22 protein-coding genes and 2 riboswitches are annotated in these 19,198 nt (G+C 36.3%); of the genes, 10 read left to right on the forward strand and 12 right to left on the reverse strand.

Features of this window, described 5'->3' with window-relative positions:
* Positions 1–26: 26 nt before the first annotated feature.
* Positions 27–557, forward strand: a complete 531-nt coding sequence (locus tag AC1DRF_RS04365; protein WP_427076876.1) for an IseA DL-endopeptidase inhibitor family protein — start codon at positions 27–29, stop codon at positions 555–557.
* A 248-nt stretch (positions 558–805) separates the two neighbouring features.
* Here the strand turns inward: AC1DRF_RS04365 and AC1DRF_RS04370 are convergent, their stop codons facing one another.
* Complete coding sequence (locus AC1DRF_RS04370) at positions 806–1,075, reverse strand: hypothetical protein (RefSeq protein WP_427076877.1); 270 nt, start codon at positions 1,073–1,075, stop codon at positions 806–808.
* A gap of 127 nt (positions 1,076–1,202) precedes the next feature.
* Between AC1DRF_RS04370 and AC1DRF_RS04375 the strand changes: the two genes are divergently transcribed.
* A complete protein-coding gene (locus AC1DRF_RS04375; protein ID WP_013081622.1) occupies positions 1,203–2,345 on the forward strand; it encodes an AI-2E family transporter in 1,143 nt (380 codons plus the stop codon).
* Between the two features lie 35 nt (positions 2,346–2,380).
* Here AC1DRF_RS04375 and AC1DRF_RS04380 read toward each other — a convergent pair whose 3' ends face one another.
* Positions 2,381–2,776: an SET domain-containing protein gene (locus tag AC1DRF_RS04380; protein WP_025753011.1), complete on the reverse strand. Its 396-nt coding sequence runs from the start codon at positions 2,774–2,776 to the stop codon at positions 2,381–2,383.
* Positions 2,777–3,110: 334 nt separating this feature from the next.
* On the opposite strand from AC1DRF_RS04380, the gene rarD reads away from it, so the two are divergent.
* Together rarD and AC1DRF_RS04390 are read left to right on the forward strand one after the other, a co-directional pair.
* Positions 3,111–4,031: an EamA family transporter RarD gene (rarD, locus tag AC1DRF_RS04385; protein WP_477740370.1), complete on the forward strand. Its 921-nt coding sequence runs from the start codon at positions 3,111–3,113 to the stop codon at positions 4,029–4,031.
* A 66-nt stretch (positions 4,032–4,097) separates the two neighbouring features.
* Positions 4,098–4,868, forward strand: coding sequence for a TatD family hydrolase (locus AC1DRF_RS04390; RefSeq protein ID WP_427076879.1), 771 nt, complete (start codon positions 4,098–4,100; stop codon positions 4,866–4,868).
* A gap of 32 nt (positions 4,869–4,900) precedes the next feature.
* Here the strand turns inward: AC1DRF_RS04390 and AC1DRF_RS04395 are convergent, their stop codons facing one another.
* Complete coding sequence (locus tag AC1DRF_RS04395) at positions 4,901–5,038, reverse strand: lmo0937 family membrane protein (protein WP_013055244.1); 138 nt, start codon at positions 5,036–5,038, stop codon at positions 4,901–4,903.
* A gap of 194 nt (positions 5,039–5,232) precedes the next feature.
* Here AC1DRF_RS04395 and AC1DRF_RS04400 point away from each other — a divergent pair, with 194 nt between their 5' ends.
* Positions 5,233–5,676: a YfmQ family protein gene (locus AC1DRF_RS04400; RefSeq protein WP_477740371.1), complete on the forward strand. Its 444-nt coding sequence runs from the start codon at positions 5,233–5,235 to the stop codon at positions 5,674–5,676.
* A gap of 143 nt (positions 5,677–5,819) precedes the next feature.
* On the forward strand, positions 5,820–7,121 hold the full coding sequence (locus tag AC1DRF_RS04405; protein ID WP_097824978.1) for a CitMHS family transporter: 1,302 nt from the start codon (positions 5,820–5,822) through the stop codon (positions 7,119–7,121).
* A gap of 311 nt (positions 7,122–7,432) precedes the next feature.
* Here the strand turns inward: AC1DRF_RS04405 and AC1DRF_RS04410 are convergent, their stop codons facing one another.
* The 5 genes from AC1DRF_RS04410 to AC1DRF_RS04430 form a co-directional block, all read right to left on the reverse strand.
* Entirely contained in the window at positions 7,433–7,972 is a 540-nt protein-coding gene (locus AC1DRF_RS04410) for a GNAT family N-acetyltransferase (protein ID WP_427076882.1), read from the reverse strand.
* A gap of 59 nt (positions 7,973–8,031) precedes the next feature.
* A complete protein-coding gene (nikA, locus tag AC1DRF_RS04415) occupies positions 8,032–9,573 on the reverse strand; it encodes a nickel ABC transporter substrate-binding protein (protein ID WP_477740372.1) in 1,542 nt (513 codons plus the stop codon).
* A 144-nt stretch (positions 9,574–9,717) separates the two neighbouring features.
* Positions 9,718–9,907: riboswitch (cobalamin riboswitch) on the reverse strand.
* Between the two features lie 2 nt (positions 9,908–9,909).
* Entirely contained in the window at positions 9,910–10,914 is a 1,005-nt protein-coding gene (gene ftsZ, locus AC1DRF_RS04420; protein WP_013055240.1) for a cell division protein FtsZ, read from the reverse strand.
* A 359-nt stretch (positions 10,915–11,273) separates the two neighbouring features.
* On the reverse strand, positions 11,274–11,663 hold the full coding sequence (locus AC1DRF_RS04425; protein WP_427076884.1) for a tautomerase family protein: 390 nt from the start codon (positions 11,661–11,663) through the stop codon (positions 11,274–11,276).
* A 167-nt stretch (positions 11,664–11,830) separates the two neighbouring features.
* Positions 11,831–11,989, reverse strand: a complete 159-nt coding sequence (locus AC1DRF_RS04430; RefSeq protein ID WP_013055238.1) for a hypothetical protein — start codon at positions 11,987–11,989, stop codon at positions 11,831–11,833.
* A 260-nt stretch (positions 11,990–12,249) separates the two neighbouring features.
* Here AC1DRF_RS04430 and AC1DRF_RS04435 point away from each other — a divergent pair, with 260 nt between their 5' ends.
* Complete coding sequence (locus AC1DRF_RS04435) at positions 12,250–13,203, forward strand: TRM11 family SAM-dependent methyltransferase (RefSeq protein WP_427076885.1); 954 nt, start codon at positions 12,250–12,252, stop codon at positions 13,201–13,203.
* Between the two features lie 36 nt (positions 13,204–13,239).
* On the opposite strand, the gene rluF is transcribed toward AC1DRF_RS04435, so the two are convergent.
* The 3 genes from rluF to AC1DRF_RS04450 form a co-directional block, all read right to left on the reverse strand.
* Complete coding sequence (rluF, locus tag AC1DRF_RS04440; protein WP_141425890.1) at positions 13,240–13,947, reverse strand: 23S rRNA pseudouridine(2604) synthase RluF; 708 nt, start codon at positions 13,945–13,947, stop codon at positions 13,240–13,242.
* Positions 13,948–14,284: 337 nt separating this feature from the next.
* On the reverse strand, positions 14,285–14,632 hold the full coding sequence (locus AC1DRF_RS04445) for a hypothetical protein (protein WP_255255800.1): 348 nt from the start codon (positions 14,630–14,632) through the stop codon (positions 14,285–14,287).
* A gap of 434 nt (positions 14,633–15,066) precedes the next feature.
* A complete protein-coding gene (locus AC1DRF_RS04450) occupies positions 15,067–15,555 on the reverse strand; it encodes a QueT transporter family protein (protein WP_013081607.1) in 489 nt (162 codons plus the stop codon).
* A 9-nt stretch (positions 15,556–15,564) separates the two neighbouring features.
* Positions 15,565–15,609, reverse strand: a riboswitch (PreQ1 riboswitch).
* Positions 15,610–15,805: 196 nt separating this feature from the next.
* Between AC1DRF_RS04450 and AC1DRF_RS04455 the strand changes: the two genes are divergently transcribed.
* The 3 genes from AC1DRF_RS04455 (at position 15,806) to AC1DRF_RS04465 (ending at position 18,033) form a co-directional block, all read left to right on the forward strand.
* Positions 15,806–16,216 carry an Lrp/AsnC family transcriptional regulator gene (locus AC1DRF_RS04455; protein WP_097824974.1) on the forward strand — a complete coding sequence of 137 codons (411 nt, stop codon included), beginning with the start codon at positions 15,806–15,808 and terminating at the stop codon, positions 16,214–16,216.
* Positions 16,217–16,598: 382 nt separating this feature from the next.
* Positions 16,599–17,465: a YitT family protein gene (locus AC1DRF_RS04460; RefSeq protein ID WP_477740373.1), complete on the forward strand. Its 867-nt coding sequence runs from the start codon at positions 16,599–16,601 to the stop codon at positions 17,463–17,465.
* Between the two features lie 349 nt (positions 17,466–17,814).
* The gene (locus tag AC1DRF_RS04465) at positions 17,815–18,033 is read left to right on the forward strand and encodes a hypothetical protein (RefSeq protein WP_427076886.1); all 219 of its coding nucleotides are present in this window, start codon (positions 17,815–17,817) and stop codon (positions 18,031–18,033) included.
* A gap of 251 nt (positions 18,034–18,284) precedes the next feature.
* Here the strand turns inward: AC1DRF_RS04465 and AC1DRF_RS04470 are convergent, their stop codons facing one another.
* Entirely contained in the window at positions 18,285–19,073 is a 789-nt protein-coding gene (locus AC1DRF_RS04470; protein WP_043981667.1) for a 5-deoxy-glucuronate isomerase, read from the reverse strand.
* Between the last annotated feature and the right edge of the window lie 125 nt (positions 19,074–19,198).

A 19,198-nucleotide genomic window follows, 5' to 3' on the forward strand; every position in this document is an offset into this window, starting at 1 on the left:
GTTAATTAATTAGGAGTGAGTTAGAAATGAAAAAAATTGGACTAGTTTTATCATCAATCGCTATTTTCTTTACACTAAGCACTGGAGTTACAGCACAAACAACATCTACAACACTAACGGATGCAAATGCTGTCAAAATTGCAGCTAGTGCCAGCAATCATTTCTGGAGTGCTCTGCACGGTTATAAAAAGAAACCATGTACAGAACGTACATTTGAATATAAAGGAACTGAGTACGTGTATCTTTGCCCAGAATTTGATACAAAAGCTGAGCTATCAAGCTACTTATCTGAGACATTTACAAACAGTGCAGTAGAAAAAGGATTAACAAATTACGGCTATATCACATATAACGGCAAACTTGCACATCCAATCGGCGACGGATTCAGCATGTTAGAGTGGTCAAAAGCAAAAACTAAGCTTGTGTATCAAACAGCAACAGTTCGCTCTTATGAATTCACAGTTCCAACTGTAGATGGCGGCAGCGTAAAACGAACTGTCACATTCTATAAATCTAATTCTCAGTGGAAAGTAAATAAATTTGACGCTGTTCAATAATAAAAAAAGCAGGCCTGCTTGAGCAGACCTGCTTTTTTCTTTTTGATCGATAACATAAATAAAACTTCTACTTACAGCGCTCTAATAGCTGTAAATAGAAGTTGAGATCACAAGTTTAAGTAAACCAAATTTTGTCGAATCCTGTAGAAACAGTGATAAGTTACGTTTTATATTACAGGCTAAATTGCTTATTGTCAACATAATTCAGCAAAAAGATAGGGCAATATATTCAGAGCATAATAAAGACATTAACTTGGATTTTGTTCATGTTCCTCTGGGTTATCATGTACAGGATGAGCGCCTGGAAATAATCTCTGCGCTTTTTCATGAAGATTTTTGTTTTCATAATTAAATGCGCTATACGTTCGCTGCCCTTCTTCCCATGAAGTAGATTTCCCCAGTTTTTGATTAACAGAAGAGCCGAAAGGACCGTCTGGAAATTCTTCAGCGGTTATATACTCATGGCTTTTTTCTACTGTAGAGAAATCATCATACGATGGTTGTTTATCTTCTTTCAATGATTTTACCCCTTCTTTCTAGAAGATTTTCTACTAGTATGCACACTTCTTTGTAAAAAACCCTCTTAAATTAGTCTAAATCAGGGTATGATAACTATACATTTATTTTTAAAAGGAGTTGAACAGCTTGGAACCTAGACCTCAGAAAGGAACTTTTTTCCGAGAAAAAATCTTAAATAATAAATTTGTTGTATATACAATTATTATTTTTATTCTCAGCATGACTATTTTTTCGTTATCAAAAATCGGATTTATTTTAATTCCTATCTCTATTTTTATTAAAACAATCGCACTGCCGATTATCTTAGCAGGAATTTGCTTTTATTTATTTAATCCGCTTGTTGACTTTTTAGAACGAAAAGGTGTAAAACGAATTATTTCCATTCTTGTTTTATACATAGTGATTATCGGCGCATTAGCCATTATTATTTCATCGGTTATTCCGCCTCTAAAAAATCAAGTTGACCGTCTTATTGATAATATCCCAGAGCTGACGCATGACGTTCAGCATGCGGTGACGAACCTTTCGAATAACCGATATGTCGAACAAGGTCTTCAGTCGGCTAACACGGACCTAGATAAGATTTCAAAAGATGCATCCAAACACTTGAGTAAATATGTTTCTGGATTTTCAAGCGGTATTGTGAACTTTGTCGGCACCATTACAGAAATTATATTATCGGTTGCCGTTTTACCCTTTATTCTTTTTTACTTATTAAAAGATGGGAAAAATTTACCTAATTACATTGTGAAACTGCTTCCAAACCGCTCTCGTTCTGAAGCTAAATTCATTTTAGCCGACATGAACCACGCATTAAGCGCATATATTCGCGGGCAAATTTTTGTTGCGATTTGTATAGGTGTACTGCTTTTCATTGGCTATCTGATTATTGGGTTAGATTATGCATTACTTCTAGCGATTATCGCCATGGTAACCAACGTTGTGCCTTACCTTGGTCCTATTATCGCCATTATTCCAGCCATTATTATTGCGTTTATTACCTCTCCTTTCATGCTTGTAAAACTAGCCATTGTCTGGGCAGTTGTTCAATTGCTTGAAGGTAAAGTAATATCTCCGCAAATTATGGGAAGAAGCCTAGACATTCACCCGATTACCGTCATTTTTGTCATTCTAACGGCCGGAAACTTATTCGGAATCATCGGTATCATTTTAGCCGTCCCTGGATATGCCGTTTTAAAAGTTATTATTACGCATATTTACCAATTCATTCGTTTGAATTCTACTATGTATCCAGATAAAAAAGCATAATAAAAAGCCCATCGATTTTCGATGGGCTTAACTTTTTACTTTTGTTCTTCTTCATCTTCACGATCAAACCAAAGGAGCTCTTGATCATCTTCATCTCCATTATAGTTGATGAGAATTTCTTCTCCTGCTTGGATATCCGTATATGCATAAAAATCAAAGGTATGATTGTCAAAATTAATTTCATACGTAGCATTGGGTGTATACGAGTGATTAAACAGCATACCGTATCCCAAAAGAATAGCCGTATGATTCACTCCATATTCAAAAGCATAATCCGCTAGTGTTGTTTTCTCAATAAAATCATGCTCTTTATTAGGATAAGCGATAACAGGAGCTTCGTGAATAAGCGTTCCTTTTTTAATATCTTGCTTAGCAAATACACCTCTGTTAAATTCTCCGTCGCTTATCGCAGACGCTTTTATTTCGATCATATTCGTCACCTATATATTCTTTCCTCTAAGATTTTTTTCTTCCTTAAGCTTGACAGTTTCTAATGGGGAAATCAACTGTTTTTCATAACCACTTGAATATAAGCTGAAAGAGCGCTTATCATGCACACTTGTGTAAGCACTTACCTTGTTAGAAACACGCAATTTGATTTTATTTTAGACCGGAAAAGCAATGACCTTGCGCATAGCGCTTTTTTGAGCCATTCAACATGTGAAGAATCGTTTTTCTCTGTGATATAATCGTTTATGCTGCTTTTTTATGTTAATCTATCACTCTTATTACCAAATTTATCTTATGTTAGAAAGAAGGTTTTAAATGAACTTAAATCATGACAAAGAGGGTGTAACGTATGCAGTCCTTTCTTATCTTATGTGGGGGCTCACCCCAATTTATTGGAAGCTGGTTCACCACGTAGCACCGGGGGAGATTTTAGCTCAGCGCGTTTTTTGGTCTTTTATTTTTATGCTTATTCTTTTATTGATAACAAAGAAATGGCGTACATACATTACGTTTGTAAAAGAAATAATGAAAAAACCATCCTTATTCTGGTCCCTTTTTACTGCGTCTGTACTTATTAGTGCAAATTGGGGCATTTTTATGTGGGCTGTCATTGATGGAAAAATAGTAGAAGCGAGCCTTGGACAATATATTAATCCCCTAACAAGTGTTTTATTAGGTGTTATTGTCTTAAAAGAGAGATTAAGCGGGGCTCAAATTTTTTCATTTATACTAGCAGCGATCGGGGTATTAACACTCAGTCTTCATTATGGTGTGGTTCCTTGGATTTCGCTTAGTTTAGCTCTTACTTTCGGATTATATGGTTTGGCAAAGAAAAAGATTAAAGCTGATTCAACAATCGGATTAACTCTTGAAACGATGGTCATCTCCCCTATTGCATTAGCATACATAGGCTACCTCACGTTTCAATCACACTTGCAGTTTTTTGATTCTTTTTCAACAAGTCTCTTGTTAATCGGAAGTGGAATGGTCACAGCTCTACCACTCTTATTATTCACAAAAAGTGCTGAAAAAATATCATTATCAATGCTTGGTATTCTTCAATATATTTCACCAACCTTATCTCTGCTAGCAGGAGTAATTCTGTACCATGAATCGCTAACAAAAGCTCATGTTATTGCTTTTAGTTTGATTTGGTTAGCTCTTATTGTTTATACGTTTTCATCTATTGCTAAATGGGGGAACAAAAAATACATAAAAAATAAAATGGAAGCCTAACAGAAGCATACATTTTCTTACGTATTATTTCTAAACAAATTGGGCTGAAAGGAGCGAGCGATATTTATGAAACAAATCATTGACGCTCATATTCATCTCGATCAATATGAACCGAAAAGCTGGAAAGACATAATAGAGAAGGATCCTTCGTTACAAGCGCTTATTTCTGTATCTTCCACATTACAGTCTTGCCAACTTAATCAAAAAATCAGCCAATTGTATTCCTGTGTGAAATCCGCCTACGGATTTCATCCTGAACAAATGCTGCCTTCTTCAAATGAATTAGCGGAGCTGTTTGCCTGGATTGATCAAAACAATGAAGAAATGATAGCTGTTGGGGAGGTAGGTCTACCTTATTACTTAAGTCAGACCTATACTCTTTCTCTAGAGCCCTATTTGGAGCTGCTTGAAGCTTTTATTATTCATTCAAAAAAATGGGGAAAACCATTAATTCTTCACGCTGTATATGAAGACGCTGAAATTGTGTGTGACTTACTGGAAAAACATTCCGTGTCTAAAGCTCACTTCCACTGGTTCAAAGGTGCTAAAAAAACCGTTGAACGAATGAAAAACAACGGTTACTATATTTCAGTTACACCTGATATTGTATATAAGCCTAAAATCCAAGCGCTTGCCATGGAATATCCTCTTGACTACTTGATGGTCGAAACAGATGGTCCGTGGCCATTTGAAGGACCTTTTCAAAACCAGATAACGGTTCCATCAATGATACATCAATCCGTTGAGGAAATAGCACGTCTCAAAGGAGTTTCTGAAACGGAAGCATATGATTTTTTATATCAAAATACGTCTTGTTTTTATAATCTCTCCACATAAAAGGCCTTTCCCTAAGGAAAGGCCTTTTATATCTAAATTCGTTTCACAAGTTTTACGATTAGCACAATCACTGCAATGACAAGAAGAATGTGAATGATGCCGCCGCCAATATGAAAAACTAATCCTAATAACCAAAAAATAAATAAAAGTCCAATAATCGTCCACAACATAATTTTTTCTCCTTTTTTTATATGTAGTATTTGTTATAATTTTATATTTCCCTAAATGTGCATAAATAAACGTATTTCATATACATCTTTTCACTGAGGAAGGTTCACATAATGTACAAAAAGCAATCATGTTCTCTGTGGTAAAATAAGTATGTAATCTTATTTCATTTAAACTATAGCGGAGATGATTAACTATGACGTGGATTGTATTACTTTCCATCATTCTTGTAAGTGCACTCAAAATATTAATAACGTGTCTTCCAACTCCAGTGGTCAAATGGCTTATGACTAAATTTCAATTACACCCAACACTTGATGCCCAAAGCGTTACTGTCACAGTTGATGGGAAACATTTAGAAGGCAAAGACAAAATGCAAGTGATTGATTATTTTAATAAAGCAACATTTTTAAAACAATATTATGTCCATGAAGGAAATAAGGACTATTATAAACACCTAGAAGACAGTGAAACTCCACTGATTATCGATACGAAAAAAGGAAAAAAAGATGTTCGATTGTGCGTATACAGTTATGATGATCATGTCGATGTCGTAAAACAGTATAAAAAGAAAATTATTGCTTACAGCCTGCTGTCTGATCACCTTCAAAAGCAGTCCATAACAGCTGACCTAGCTTAAACCAGTCGCCTATAAGGCGGCTTTTTTAGTTTTTAGTTTTAGTTTGAAGCTATCTTATTTAAAAATACCAAACTTTAACAGTAATTCTAATGCTATAATGTAAATTAATATAATTTTCTAACTTTTATAAGAGGTGATGGATAATGCTTTCTTTGTTAGGGTTTGGAATGATTGCGACTTTTCTATTTCTTGTCATCAGTAAACGCTTGTCCGTGGTTGTTGCTTTTATTTTTGTCGCTATCCTCTTTGGTATAATTGGAGGTTTTAGTGCCCATATGGGCGATATGATGATGAATGGTATTTTAAAAGTAGCTCCTACGGCCATTATGATCGTTTTTGCTATTTTATATTTTGGACTAATGATTGACGTCGGTTTATTTGATCCTATGATTTCTCGTGTCCTAAACATTGTGAAAGGCGATCCTTTAAAAGTCGTAATGGCAACTGCCGTTATTACAATGCTTGTTGGCTTGGACGGAGACGGCTCTTCTACATTTTTAATTACAGTTTCCGCCTTGCTTCCTTTGTACACAAAACTGGGAATGAACCGACTAATACTGGCTTGTGTTATTAGTTTAAGCGCAGGTGTTATGAATATGATTCCTTGGGGAGGTCCTCTCGTAAGAGCCGCAGCAAGTTTGCAATTAGAAGTATCAGATCTATTTAACCCTCTTATTCCAGCTATGGCAGCGGGATTGATGTGGACTTTATTTTCAGCATATCTACTCGGAAAGAGAGAGAAAGCGCGCTTAGGAACCATTCATTTAAAAGGTTCATCAATGGCTTTTGCTGAACAGCTTTCAGTTCATGAGACCCCTGGGAAGCCACCTAGACTCTTTTGGTTTAATGCCTTATTGACACTGTGCTTAATGACTCTCTTGGTCGTAGACATACTCCCTATTCCTATTTTATTTGCTATTGCTTTTGCCATTGCTTTATTTGTTAATTTTCCTCATCCAAAAGAACAGCAGGAAAGAATCTTAAGTCATGCAAACAGCTTTGTAATGGTTAGTACGTTGGTTTTTGCAGCCGGAATCTTTACAGGCGTTTTTACAGAAACAAAAATGATGGATGCCATGGCTAATACCATTGTCAGCCTCACTCCTGAATGGCTGGGCTCTCACCTTCCCTTAGTTGTAGCAATAACGAGCCTTCCTCTTAGCTTTGTATTTTCACCTGATGCTTATTATTTTGGCATTTTACCTGTTATTAGCCATACAGCAGCTAATTTTGGTGTAGACCCTGTAGAAATAGGACGAGCAGCTTTATTGGGACATTCCACAACTGGGTTTCCCCTATCTCCTTTGGTACCCGCTACTTTCATTCTGATTGGGCTGGTTGAAGTAGATTTCGGGGAGCATCAAAAGTTTCTTTTCAAGTGGGCCTTTGGGACAACTATTGTGATGATAATTACAGCCATTTTAACGAATGCTATTTCCTTTTAGACTCTACCATAAAAAAGGAAGCCGACTACCATAAGGCAATCGGCTCACACATGTAGGATATTGATTTAACACTAACAAAGTACAACACAACACTAGTAATTATATAATATATTTCATTATTTTGAAAGCGATTTCATAGATATTTTTAAAAATATTTTGTTGTTTGTTTTTCGTAGAAAAAAACCACGTTTCAGCCAATTCGAAACGCGGTTCTTTTCTGTAAGGACTTGCCCTACAGGCTATAAATGTAAGTACGCTCATTATAGCATGAGCTCTTATCTAGATTCTATGGTAATTACTGTATAATATCGTTACATTACGACCGGTTGTATTTTTCTGTCCATGTGCAGCGTATTCCATGGCTCATCCTGTTCAGCAAGTCTTTCGATAAAATCTTGTGAAGTCCAGAATGGAATAGCCCCCGGTAAAAAAGGATGAGTATGCAGATACAATGTGTCATAAAAATGACTTTGAGCAAATTGTTCCACTGCCTTTAACAGCTGCTGTCCAATGCCTAGACGCCGGTATGCTGGATCGACATAGCATTTTACAATCTCGGCTGCAGTTTTATGTTCATATCGCTTTTTTAATGCATGAAACCTTCCATCGTAAGCGTATAAACCAATTGTTCCAATTACTTGTTGATTTTCCGTGACAGCTGCAAAAAAAGCAGCGCCTTTCGCTTGAACATAATATTCATTAAAATGAAGCAAATCCACAGGAAGCTGATTTTTTTCCATCATAGGAAATAGCTCATTCCGCATATTCATGACAAACTGAATCACTTCAGCATCCTTTTCTTTTACTTCTTTAATTTGATACATTTGTACTTCTTGCACGTTTACTGTCACATCCTTTTATCTATCATTGTATACTTTCTCTTTTTTCTATAGGAACAACACAATATTGACTATGGCGTTACGTCTAAATGCTGAGTCAGCATATAATACTCGCTTGGATTTGTGGTCCAGTTTTTCACCTTTTGATTATAAGCAACAACAATGTTTGGATGTACAATCGATGACGTCAGCATTTCCGCATTAATCAAAGCGGTTGCTTGCTTAGCTAACTGATCTCGCTTTGCTTCATCTACGGTTAAATTTAACTGCTGAATCATTTTTGTTAGCTTATCATCATCAATCCGGCTGGCATTTAAACCACCGCCCGGCAAATAGTTCGTACTTAAATAATAGCTTGCATCTCCTCTAGGTGCAGTGATAAGACTGTACAGTGCTAAATCCCAATCGTCTTTTGCCATTACATATTCATCGCTGTCCTCAACGAGATGAATCTTAATAGTAATTCCTAACTCTTTCGCATTAGACTGTATAAGCTGAGCAATCAAAGGAAGTTCTGGCAGAGAGCTGTATGTGACAAGAGAGAGCGATAATGGCTTTCCATTTTTGATTGTTTTGCCATTTTTAATTTGATAGCCTGCTTTCTCTAAATATTCTTTAGCAGATGGCATACCTCTTTGCTCATTAGCATTATTATCAGCAAAAGGAAATTGGGGTAAAAATGGACCTCGAGCTGCTGCCGCTTGATTGTTCATGATGCTGCTGACAATTTCTTTTCGGTTCAGTAAGGTATCGATAGCTTTTCTTACATTTTCGTCTTTTAATGCGTCATTGGTTTGATTATAAAGTAATAAATGTGTACGCACACTGGGTACTCCACTTACCTTAAAAGACGGATCTGTTTGTAAAGTGCCCAAACTTTCTAAAGGCGGGCGATAAATAATATCGGCTGTTCCGGACTGAAGAGCCGCAACTCGCGCATTAGCATCTTCGTTAAATGCAAAGGTCGCATTTTTCAATTTTACTTTCCCATTCCAATAATGTTCATATCTTTCTAACTTCACTTGATTTCCTTGGTCGAAAGTCAAAACTTGAAATGGACCTGTGCCAATAGGCTTCTTAGCTATATTAGAAACATCAACATCTATAATAGCTGTGTTTGGATGCACTAACTCAGAAGGAAATTTAGGCATTGGTTCTTTTAATGTAATTGTCAGCGCATGACCGTTCGCTTTCATTTCTTTAATATTTAAAGCGTTTTTCATCGCATAACTTTGATCTATCGTTCTTTGAAGAGAAGACTTAACGGCATTTGCATCTAGCGCTTTACCATTTTGAAACGTAATATTCTTTCTTATCGTAAATGTCCACGTAAGACCGTTATCTTCCGTTTTCCACTTTTCAGCAAGCCAGGGCTTTATTTTTAAATCATTGCTGATTTTAACAAGCGTCTCCCCTACTCCCGCACGAACTGCTGTATAATTATCATCCGTATGAGGATCAAGCGTTGCAGATGTAAAATTAAATAAAAACGTCACACTTTTATCCGTTTTCTTTCTTTCTTTTATACTTATGCTCTCTTCATTAGGAGCGCAAGCAGTGAGGCAAAGTAACATAAGAAATATCATAGATACGAGTTTTTTATTATTTATCATTGATCTTTCCACCTTCTATTTTAATACACAAAAAAAGCACTTCTAAAAAGAAGTGCTTGTCTTCAAAACAAATTCAGATAAACGTATCCCTTGTTTATCTTATTTTTGATTCTGCCAAAACACMTCCCTATCCTCGTAGGTTATTGTGTGCTGCGATTTATGGCAGGTCTCCTGGCTTCAAGTCATTGCCTTATACCGCCTTCCCGTCTCTAAATAGACAGTGGCTTTTTGACATAAGGCTCCTTGTTACAGTGGCGGGACCGCTCCGGATTTGCACCGGATTCCCTTTTAAGGCAATTGAAAAACAATTGCCACCATAAAAACTGGTTATTTAATTTAGTAGCGTGCTCTTGAAACTCTAGAAGTAGAAGCTGATGGTGAAACATCTTCATCATCAAATCCAGTGGCAATAACGGTTACCATCATTTCGTCCTTTAAATCTTCATTAATCACGGACCCAAAAATCATATTTAAGTCCTGATCAGAAGCAGACGTGACAATATCTGCTGCTTCCTGTACTTCGTAAAGACTCAGGCTGCTGCCGCTCGTAATGTTCAACAGCACGCCTCTTGCTCCATCAATCGATGCATCTAGCAGCGGACTAGAAATCGCTTTTTTCGCTGCTTCAATTGCCCGGTCTGATCCAGAAGCTCGTCCGATACCCATAAGCGCAAATCCTTGATTAGACATGATTGTTTTTACATCAGCAAAGTCAAGGTTAATCAGCCCCGGAACAGCGATTAAATCTGAAATACCTTGAATACCTTGGCGAAGAACATTATCTGCTTCACGGAATGCTTCAAGCATAGGCGTCTTTTTATCGACAATTTCAAGCAAGCGGTCGTTTGGAATCACAATAAGAGTATCTACCGATTCATTCATTGCAGTAATACCGCCTACTGCTTGCTTCGTACGTTTATTTCCTTCAAACTTGAACGGGCGAGTGACTACTCCAATTGTTAAAGCATTTAGTTCACGGGCAATTTGGGCAATAACCGGAGCTGCTCCAGTACCGGTTCCTCCGCCCATGCCAGCTGTTACGAATACCATATCTGCGCCTTGCAGTACTTCTTGAATTTGTTCTCTGCTTTCTTCGGCTGCTTCTCTTCCCACTTCTGGATTAGCTCCTGCACCTAATCCTCGCGTTAAGGCCGCACCAATCTGCATTTTCACATCTGCTTTAGATAAGTTAAGCGCCTGAGCATCCGTATTAACGGCGATAAATTCTACTCCTTGTACACCGTGTTCAATCATACGGTTAACGGTGTTATTTCCTCCACCGCCGACCCCAATTACTTTAATTCGCACTAATGGCGATACATCTGCATCAAATCCAAACATTCTAAGTTCCTCCTCAATGATCAAAATTACTTTCTCTTATTATCCGAAAAAACACGTGAAGAACCTTTTACTCCTATGTTTAACGCGTAACTGTTCTTTTGTTTTACAGATTTTATACACTTCTCTTTTAACCTTTAAATCTTTACATCTTTATGTAAATTTATTGTTGTTCTAAAATTAGTACGCCGAACTCTTTTATGGTTTTTCCACTCAAAATGGCATATAAGCTTATTGTATCATTCATTTGACAGATGTCTGTATTTAATTTTGAGTAAGATGTGACTAAGAGAATAATATTTTTATAGACAAAATGAGAAAAAGCCCTTAGAAATAAGGGCTTCTCTAGATAATAAACCGTTTTATAATTTCCCAGTTAAGAATTGAGCCTCTCCCATGCCAAAGCTCCAGTCAGCATTACTGTTTTCAACAATCGAAATCATAATGTCGTTTGGCTGAATGCCGCAACTCTCTCCAAGCTCTTTTACAATTAATCTGTAAAGAGCTTGCTTTTGCTCTTCTGTTCGCTGTTTACTCGTTACACTTATAATAACCAAATCCTTGCTTCTCTCAAAGCCAAGACCTGTATCTTCAATAATCATTTCATGAGCAGGATGCTGATGTACAATTTGATAACGGTCGCGCTCCGGGACGCCAAAGGCTTCTAGCATCGCTCCGTGAGCAGCGTCTAGTAATGTTTTTAACTCTTTTTCATCTCTTCCTTCTATTACATCAAATCTAAGTAATGGCATACTAAGTAACCTCCAGCTTTTTGTCTAATATATTATTGCCTCATCATATCACAACTATCATTTGTAAAAAAAAGATATGCTATTCACAATGGGCTCTCTAGTGAAAGAGACCTCAAATGCTTCAATAAAAGCTCAACTTAACAAAAAGAAATGAGCAGTATAACGGCTCATTTCATTAGTACAAAAACATTTATAATAAGAGCTAAAATACATACAGATACAATGGCAATGAGTACGTTCATCACAAGGTTTTGCGAGGATGTTTTGGCTTGTTTTTTCATATCAGCCCGACTCATCTGTTGCTTTTCATGATCACTTTTAGACATCACGTAGCCTCTCCTATTCATCAAAATGTCAGCAGTGTGTAAATGATTTTTGAGAAACCTTGATCCAGTTCTTTTGTATAGACAGCAGCGCATGCAGGTTATCACCAGTTATTTTAGCATGTTTTGTCAAATAAGTGGACTATGTAGCGCTTCAATTTATTATTCACAGCCAAATATATTTAAATTCGTTGCTTTTCTCTTCTTTTCTCGCTATTGTTTGAGAAGAAGGATAATTAGATACGATAAAGGATGATACGATATTGAATAACCATACGCAGCTGCCTCAGTATATCTACACATACGCATGCAGCGAAGAGGAACTCTCACTATGTCAATTAGAGAGACGCTCTCTTTTTGAAATTGAAACTGAGAAACCTATCATAAAAAGTGCCGTTAAACTTGATCCAAGTAGAAGCCCTTTTATCAAAGAGCGATTAGATATTATGTATGAATCAGATGACCTTGCAGATATTTGTAAGCAAGTAGAAGATATTGACCTCGGAGACAAAACATTTAAACTCATTTTTATGAAAATTAATGACTTGGAAAAAGATCAAAAAATAGGTTATAAAGGTCAGCGTGCTATTGAACGTGATGTGGGTTGGCATTTTGTAGCAGAAGCAGACTTGCATAACCCTGACCATTTGTTTGGCATTGTTCCATTTGAAGGACGCTGGTATTTTGGGAAATATCAAAAAAGCGAAGCAGTATGGCTGCATCATTTGAAAAAACCGCGTGAATACTCTACAGCACTCAGTACCCGCCTTGCAAGAGCTGTAGCTAACATTGCCGTTCCAAACCCCGAAGGAATCAAAGCGATTGATCCATGCTGCGGTATCGGTACAGTCCTTGTAGAAGCCCTTTCAATGGGCATTGATATTGTAGGACGCGATATCAATCCACTTGTGACCGACGGATCTCGTGAAAATATTGCGCATTTCGGCTTAAGCGGTGATGTCAAAACTGGACCGATTTCAGATGTTACAACTCACTATGATGTAGCTATCATCGACATGCCTTACAATCTCTACACCCACGCGACGCCTGAAGATCAGCTTTCTATTTTAAAACACGCGCGCCGCTTTGCGGATAAAGTAGTCGTGATTACAGTAGATACGATTGACCATATGGTTCATGAAGCGGGCTTTTCTATTTCAGATCGCTGCGTAGCGCGCAAAAGCGTTTTTTCTAGACAAGTAGTTGTATGCGAATAAAAAAGACACCAGTCTAACAGGCTGGTGTCTTTTGATTTACCACTCTTTAGGTTCATAGTCTAATTCTTTGAATAGCTGCGTACGCTCTTTTTTCGTTAAATCTCTCCATTGCCCAATAGGTAAGTTATTTAAATGGATATTCATAATACGAGTGCGCTGAAGGCGGTACACTTCATATCCGAGCACTTCACACATACGGCGAATTTGACGATTTAAACCCTGTGTTAAAATAATTTGAAACTCATACTTAGACAGCTGTGTCACTTCACAAGGAAGCGTTTTTGTGCCTAAAATTTTTACTCCCTCAGACATGTTTTTGATAAACTCTGGTGTAATTGGCTTATCTACTGCAACAATATATTCTTTTTCATGCTTGTTTTCTGCACGTAAAATTTCATTAATAATATCGCCGTCATTTGTAAGTAAAATTAAGCCGTCTGAATCCTTATCAAGTCGTCCAACGTGGTGAATACGCAAAGGGTGATTGACTAAATCAATGATGTTTCCCTTTACTTTTTTTTCACTCGTACTTGTAATGCCGACTGGTTTATTAAGCGCAATATATACATTATTTCGAGCAATCCGAAGCTGTTGTCCGCTTACTCGAATATCATCGCCAGGCTTAACTTGATCTCCGACTTTTGCAACCTTTCCATTAACGGTTACTCTTCCTTCACTAATTAACTTATCTGCCCCGCGTCTTGACGCTTTTCCAGATTCGCTAATAAATTTATTCAGTCTCAGGTGAATCACAACCTTACATTTAAAAATTTTAAAATTTGTCTCTTCTATTAGAAACAGACATATGCCAATTTCTATACCGTCCCTATCGTAACATGCTATACGCTTCTCGTCTTCTTTTAATTTCATTACTTAATCATATTTTTTTAACAGTAATAGAAGTATAGGTCCAAAATACTTTGTAACCTTATTCTTAACATTTCAATCAATGCTTACACCTGTGAAACTTGCATCAATCTTTACTTATATACAAGACCTAGACGTCTGGATTGACTGATCAGTATAGAGTTGCTACCATTATACTGACCGATCAACTAGTAATTATATCAGGGAGCTGTTTTCATGGAACCAACCAATTCAAAGGAAGAAATGCCGTTAACTTCACCTTTTGTTTTGGCTTGATATTTAATTTATTTCCTTCTGCTAACACCTTAAATTTATTATCAGAATAACCGTTTTTCATTTTTAAGGGATAGGATAAAAATACATTATTTTGTTTGATGGTCAAATCGCTCTTGTTTACTAATTCCATTTCATATGAAATTCCTTGCTTCATTTTTTGTTCTTTGATTACGTTAATACTTATCTTTTCTAGTTCTCTTAAAGGAACGTTGTCTTCTTCTTTTGAACACCCGACAAATAAGATGGCTAAAGCTAATAAAACAAGAATTCCTAACTTTCTATTCAAAAAACAATCCCCTCTCTAGTAACAAAGATCATTTTACAATTATAACTCAAAAAAGTTATTTAATGGAAAAATACAATTAAAAAAGCAAACCGTCATTGGTCTGCTTTTTTAATTGCTACGCATAGGTAATGTGTTGTTGTGCGAAAAACTTTTCGATAAGGAGTTTGCCAACTATATGTATATCGTAACAAAAGAAAAAAGAATGCGCTGTGAGATTTGTCACTCCTTCTTTCAAAATAATCTAACCGGATACTTCCTATTGCCTTACGCAAAAAGAGCAGACCGCAAACGCGACCTGCTCTTTTCACATGCTAGATATGGGTAATTTGTCCATGCGTGAAAAGCTCTTCAATAATAAGGGGTTTATCACTACACTTATAGAATAACAAAGAAAAAAAGATGGGGCTGTGAGATTTATCACAGCCCCATCTTTTTTATCCAACTAGCTTATTAAATTGTACACGTTTATTAATTGCAGCCATAATTGGTGCTCCAACAAGCATAACAATGAACTCACCAACAGCTGTTGTTAACCATGTAAAGAAAAATGGTAAATCAAATGCTAAGTGCAGTTCAAACGCAATAATAAACATCGTGAACGTAAATACAAGTGTATTAACAAGCATACGAGCCCACATATTTTTAATGTAGCGCATAGAAAAAATGGTAATGAGTAATGATAGCACGGATTGTCCTACCCCAAACACCAGATCATAAGCGACCATTGGTGAAAAAAACAAATTCGTCAGAAATACTCCTAGCACAATGCCGTACACGTACTTTTTATTAAACACAATTAAGTGATTGAACATTTCCGATATACGAAATTGGATATTGGTGAAGCCAAACGGCTGGATTAACATGCTGACAGCAATATACATAGCTGCTAAAAGACCGTTGACGCAAAGTGTTCTTATATTCATCTTACTATTCTCTCCTTAGTTTTTTAACGTGGGATGGTTACGAACCACGTAAACACTCAAAGAATCATACAGCAAGCTTAAGCTTTCGTCAATCTAGCTGTTTACAAACTACTGCTCCTTTCTATATCTTGCATATTGACTGCTCTTTTTTCTTACTTTCCTTTAGTATAAAATAGAAGACGTATCAGTATACATAGGTGACATCAAGTAGTTAAGCCTTTTGATTTGAAATACGAAAGGATTTGTAGCGATGTTAGATAATACAGATAAGCGCATACTAGAAGAACTATCAAAAAATGGACGTATGAAGATGAAAGAATTAGGAGAAAAAGTGCATTTAACCGGACAAGCCGCTTCTGCTAGAGTATTAAAGTTAGAAGATGAAGGCATTATCAAAGGCTATACAATTAACATTGATGAACGAAAACTCGGCTACATCATCCATGCATTTTTAAATATCTATACGCAGAGTATTCATCACCACCCCTACCTTACATTTTTAGAAAGTCAGCAGGAGCACGTTATCAACAACTTTAAAATCAGCGGCGATGGCTGCTACTTATTAGAATGCAAATTTCATTCAAATGAAGAACTAAATGATTTTTTGACAGAGCTAAATCAGCATGTGAATTACAAACTTTCAATCGTCATTAACAAATAAATTTTTTTGAAAAATTAAGGTATATTAATTTATGAAAATGGTAATCCTAATAACGTATTCCCCCTATTCCAATAAATTTGAAAATCCTTTGCATCGTCGCAAAGGATTCTTTTTTTATGTAGGAAACCGCCTTCTATTTTTTGAAAAGTTGAACATCTCTCATAGCGTTGACATAGCGGTCAGAGGTTTATATAATCGGTGACATCGAAGCATAGAAAAGCCGGGTCAAGACCTATACACGTATCGTAATTCTTCGTCTTAGAAGTTGATCAGTTTTATAACTAGACAATTTCTAAGACGTTTTTTATTTTATCATTTGTGAAACACTAGTAAAAACAAGATTACACATGAAAATATCCTAATAATCAAGGAGGTTTGCATATTGAAAACAATCTATAAAGACATCATCTTAATTATTGTTGGAGCACTTTTAGTTGCTGCATCCATTGACTTTTTCGTCATTCCAAATAAATTAGGTGACGGAAGTACAGTTGGTATTGCTCTTGTTTTATATTATTTATTTCATATCCCTACAAGTATCAGCACATTTCTTGTAAACCTTATATTTATTGCCTTAGCCTATAAATTTCTAACCAAAAAAATGATTCTTTATACGATTCTAGGAGCCGTCATGACGTCCGTTTTCCTCGGTCTAGTCAGCTATATTCCTTTTCACGTTCACGACATGATTTTAGGAATTGTATTCGGGGCTTTACTAATGGGAACAGGACTTGCTCTCATTTTTATCGCAGATGGATCTACCGGTGGAACAACGCTTTTAGCTTATTTATTAAACTATACAAAAGGCTATAATATTTCTAAAAGCATGTTCTATATGGACAGCGTCATTATTTTAGCATCGGTTTTTGCTATTGGCGTCAACAACACACTCTATACTTTTATATTCGTCTATCTTTGTGCCAAAATCGTAGATGTCGTTATCGAAGGTTTCCACAACAAAAAAGCAATGACGATTATGTCCGATCAATACAAAGACATAGCACAAGTTATTACCAGTGAATTTGGAAATGCAGCCACCATCTTTTACGGATACGGCTACTACGCCAACAAAGATAAACGCATTATCTACGTTGTTATTAAAAAGAACGAGTTATTAAAAATTAAAAAGAAAATCCAGCAAATTGACCCGAATTCTTTTATTGTCATCCACGAAGTAAAAGAAGTTGTCGGCGGAAAATTTGGATTTATCGGCAATTCGCCTCATGAAACAAAAGCCGCTGCTAAATAAAAAAATCCACCTCTTGGTGGATTTTTTTATGAAAAAACCGTTAAGAAAAACGAAAAGATACCTGCTAAAAAGTAAACTGACCCTAACGCAATTGCTCCTGTAACGACCGTAAATACACTTAATCCGATAGCCACCTTCATTTTCATCCACATCCCTTTTTAGATTAGTAGTATAAGTATGTCCAAGAATAGAAGATTTATAACTATGCCATCCTATTTATTTCATATATCGATGCAACAATTGTCTATTCAATGTGTTCTAAAACCACCCCTGGCGACATAATGTATAGGAAGGATTTCATATACACATCTTTGTATCACACATATCATATGAAATTAGGTGAGATAAAATGGTGGCTGTCCACTTTTTTGAAAACAGAAAGCTTCTATTAAGCCAGCTGAGGGAAAACATTCCTTCTACGGGTGATGATTTAAAGATTAAAGGACGAAAAGGAACCGTCGTGCTTGTGAATGACATCGATGAAAAAAATTTTCACGTGGAAGTTGCTTTAGAAAAAGTAGTGAAAAAGAACTTAGCATTAGATAACGCTAAAAAGAAAAGGAGATAAGCGGCTTACGCTTATCTCCTTTTCTTTTTAATTTATATACGAATCGTCTGTATCTGTTGCTTCCGTTTCCAAAAAAAAGAGACTCCTAAAAAGGAATCTGCAGCAAAGAGCGATATCATCGCCTGAATATTAATACAAGCTATATTTTAACATATAAAAACATATTTTACAAAAATAAACTATTATTTTACGCATAATTTTTATTCGAGGTTTTTCAACATTTGAAACCCATTTCTTATATAGAGCTTTATTTATTTTTCAGGCCAAATTTTTGCATCCGCCTCTAATAACCACTTATGCTCTTCTTCCATAATACGGTCTGTCCACGGATTATTGTCGAGATGGCGAATCATCCAGCAGAAGTACATCGCATAGCCAGGAGCCGTTGCTTGAGGATGATCCAATTCACCAGGAATTGTAATAAAACTATTATCAACTACACGGTACGCATCTTCTCCAACCATTGCGCAGCCAAATCCTTGTGGCTTGTCAAAACGATAGTAATACACTTCGGGCTGGTCATGATGATGAGGCGGATAACTCGACCATCTTCCTGGATAAGAAATAACTTCTCCAATAACAAGGTTAGAGTAAGGAGCGTTATTGTAGTCAAAAATTGTTCGGATTACACGCTGAGCAGTACCTTCCCATACTCCTTCACCAGCCACTGTGTTTTGACAATCTTCGGGCGTATATAATTTTGATGAAAACTCTTTTTCATTATCCGTTTTTTGAACTAGTACTTCACTATCGGCAAGTCCGGTAATTTTGACCTCCACATTTTTTGAAACGTGCAAACACCAAGGCTCTTCTTCAAATAGGGACTGGCGCTGAATTTCTTTCGAATGGCCTTCCCACTCTAGCTTTATCTTTCCTTCTAGTAAAAGAATAGCGGTTTCACTGCTACTGTCTAGTAAAGTTTCCTCTTTTCCTTGGGCCATTTTATAAATCCCAATATCCATCAGCATATCTTTGTGCTGACCGGTCATTTCTGTAAGTACGTTGTATCCGTTATTTAATTCACCTAATTTACCTAACATGCTTGAATTCCTCCTTTATGTARTAGCGCGATAAGAATTTACTAATTACTCATTTTTCTTCATAGACTCTCTAAATTCTTTTAAATATGTGACTATGAGGATTTTTTATTAACGGCAATATTCTT

The organism is Priestia sp. P5_B4 (assembly GCF_056400385.1).

Bases quoted from the DNA above. Each gene is read 5' to 3' on its own strand.
- AC1DRF_RS04450 (WP_013081607.1), bottom strand. From the start codon at position 15,555: ATGAATATAAGAACACTTTGCGTCAACGGTCTTTTAGCAGCTATGTAT.
- AC1DRF_RS04465 (WP_427076886.1), top strand. From the start codon at position 17,815: ATGGTGGCTGTCCACTTTTTTGAAAACAGAAAGCTTCTATTAAGCCAG.
- rarD (WP_477740370.1), top strand. From the start codon at position 3,111: ATGAACTTAAATCATGACAAAGAGGGTGTAACGTATGCAGTCCTTTCT.
- AC1DRF_RS04390 (WP_427076879.1), top strand. From the start codon at position 4,098: ATGAAACAAATCATTGACGCTCATATTCATCTCGATCAATATGAACCG.
- AC1DRF_RS04365 (WP_427076876.1), top strand. From the start codon at position 27: ATGAAAAAAATTGGACTAGTTTTATCATCAATCGCTATTTTCTTTACA.
- nikA (WP_477740372.1), bottom strand. From the start codon at position 9,573: ATGATAAATAATAAAAAACTCGTATCTATGATATTTCTTATGTTACTT.
- AC1DRF_RS04395 (WP_013055244.1), bottom strand. From the start codon at position 5,038: ATGTTGTGGACGATTATTGGACTTTTATTTATTTTTTGGTTATTAGGA.
- AC1DRF_RS04455 (WP_097824974.1), top strand. From the start codon at position 15,806: ATGTTAGATAATACAGATAAGCGCATACTAGAAGAACTATCAAAAAAT.
- ftsZ (WP_013055240.1), bottom strand. From the start codon at position 10,914: ATGTTTGGATTTGATGCAGATGTATCGCCATTAGTGCGAATTAAAGTA.
- AC1DRF_RS04380 (WP_025753011.1), bottom strand. From the start codon at position 2,776: ATGATCGAAATAAAAGCGTCTGCGATAAGCGACGGAGAATTTAACAGA.
- AC1DRF_RS04470 (WP_043981667.1), bottom strand. From the start codon at position 19,073: ATGTTAGGTAAATTAGGTGAATTAAATAACGGATACAACGTACTTACA.
- AC1DRF_RS04430 (WP_013055238.1), bottom strand. From the start codon at position 11,989: ATGTCTAAAAGTGATCATGAAAAGCAACAGATGAGTCGGGCTGATATG.
- AC1DRF_RS04425 (WP_427076884.1), bottom strand. From the start codon at position 11,663: ATGCCATTACTTAGATTTGATGTAATAGAAGGAAGAGATGAAAAAGAG.
- AC1DRF_RS04405 (WP_097824978.1), top strand. From the start codon at position 5,820: ATGCTTTCTTTGTTAGGGTTTGGAATGATTGCGACTTTTCTATTTCTT.
- AC1DRF_RS04400 (WP_477740371.1), top strand. From the start codon at position 5,233: ATGACGTGGATTGTATTACTTTCCATCATTCTTGTAAGTGCACTCAAA.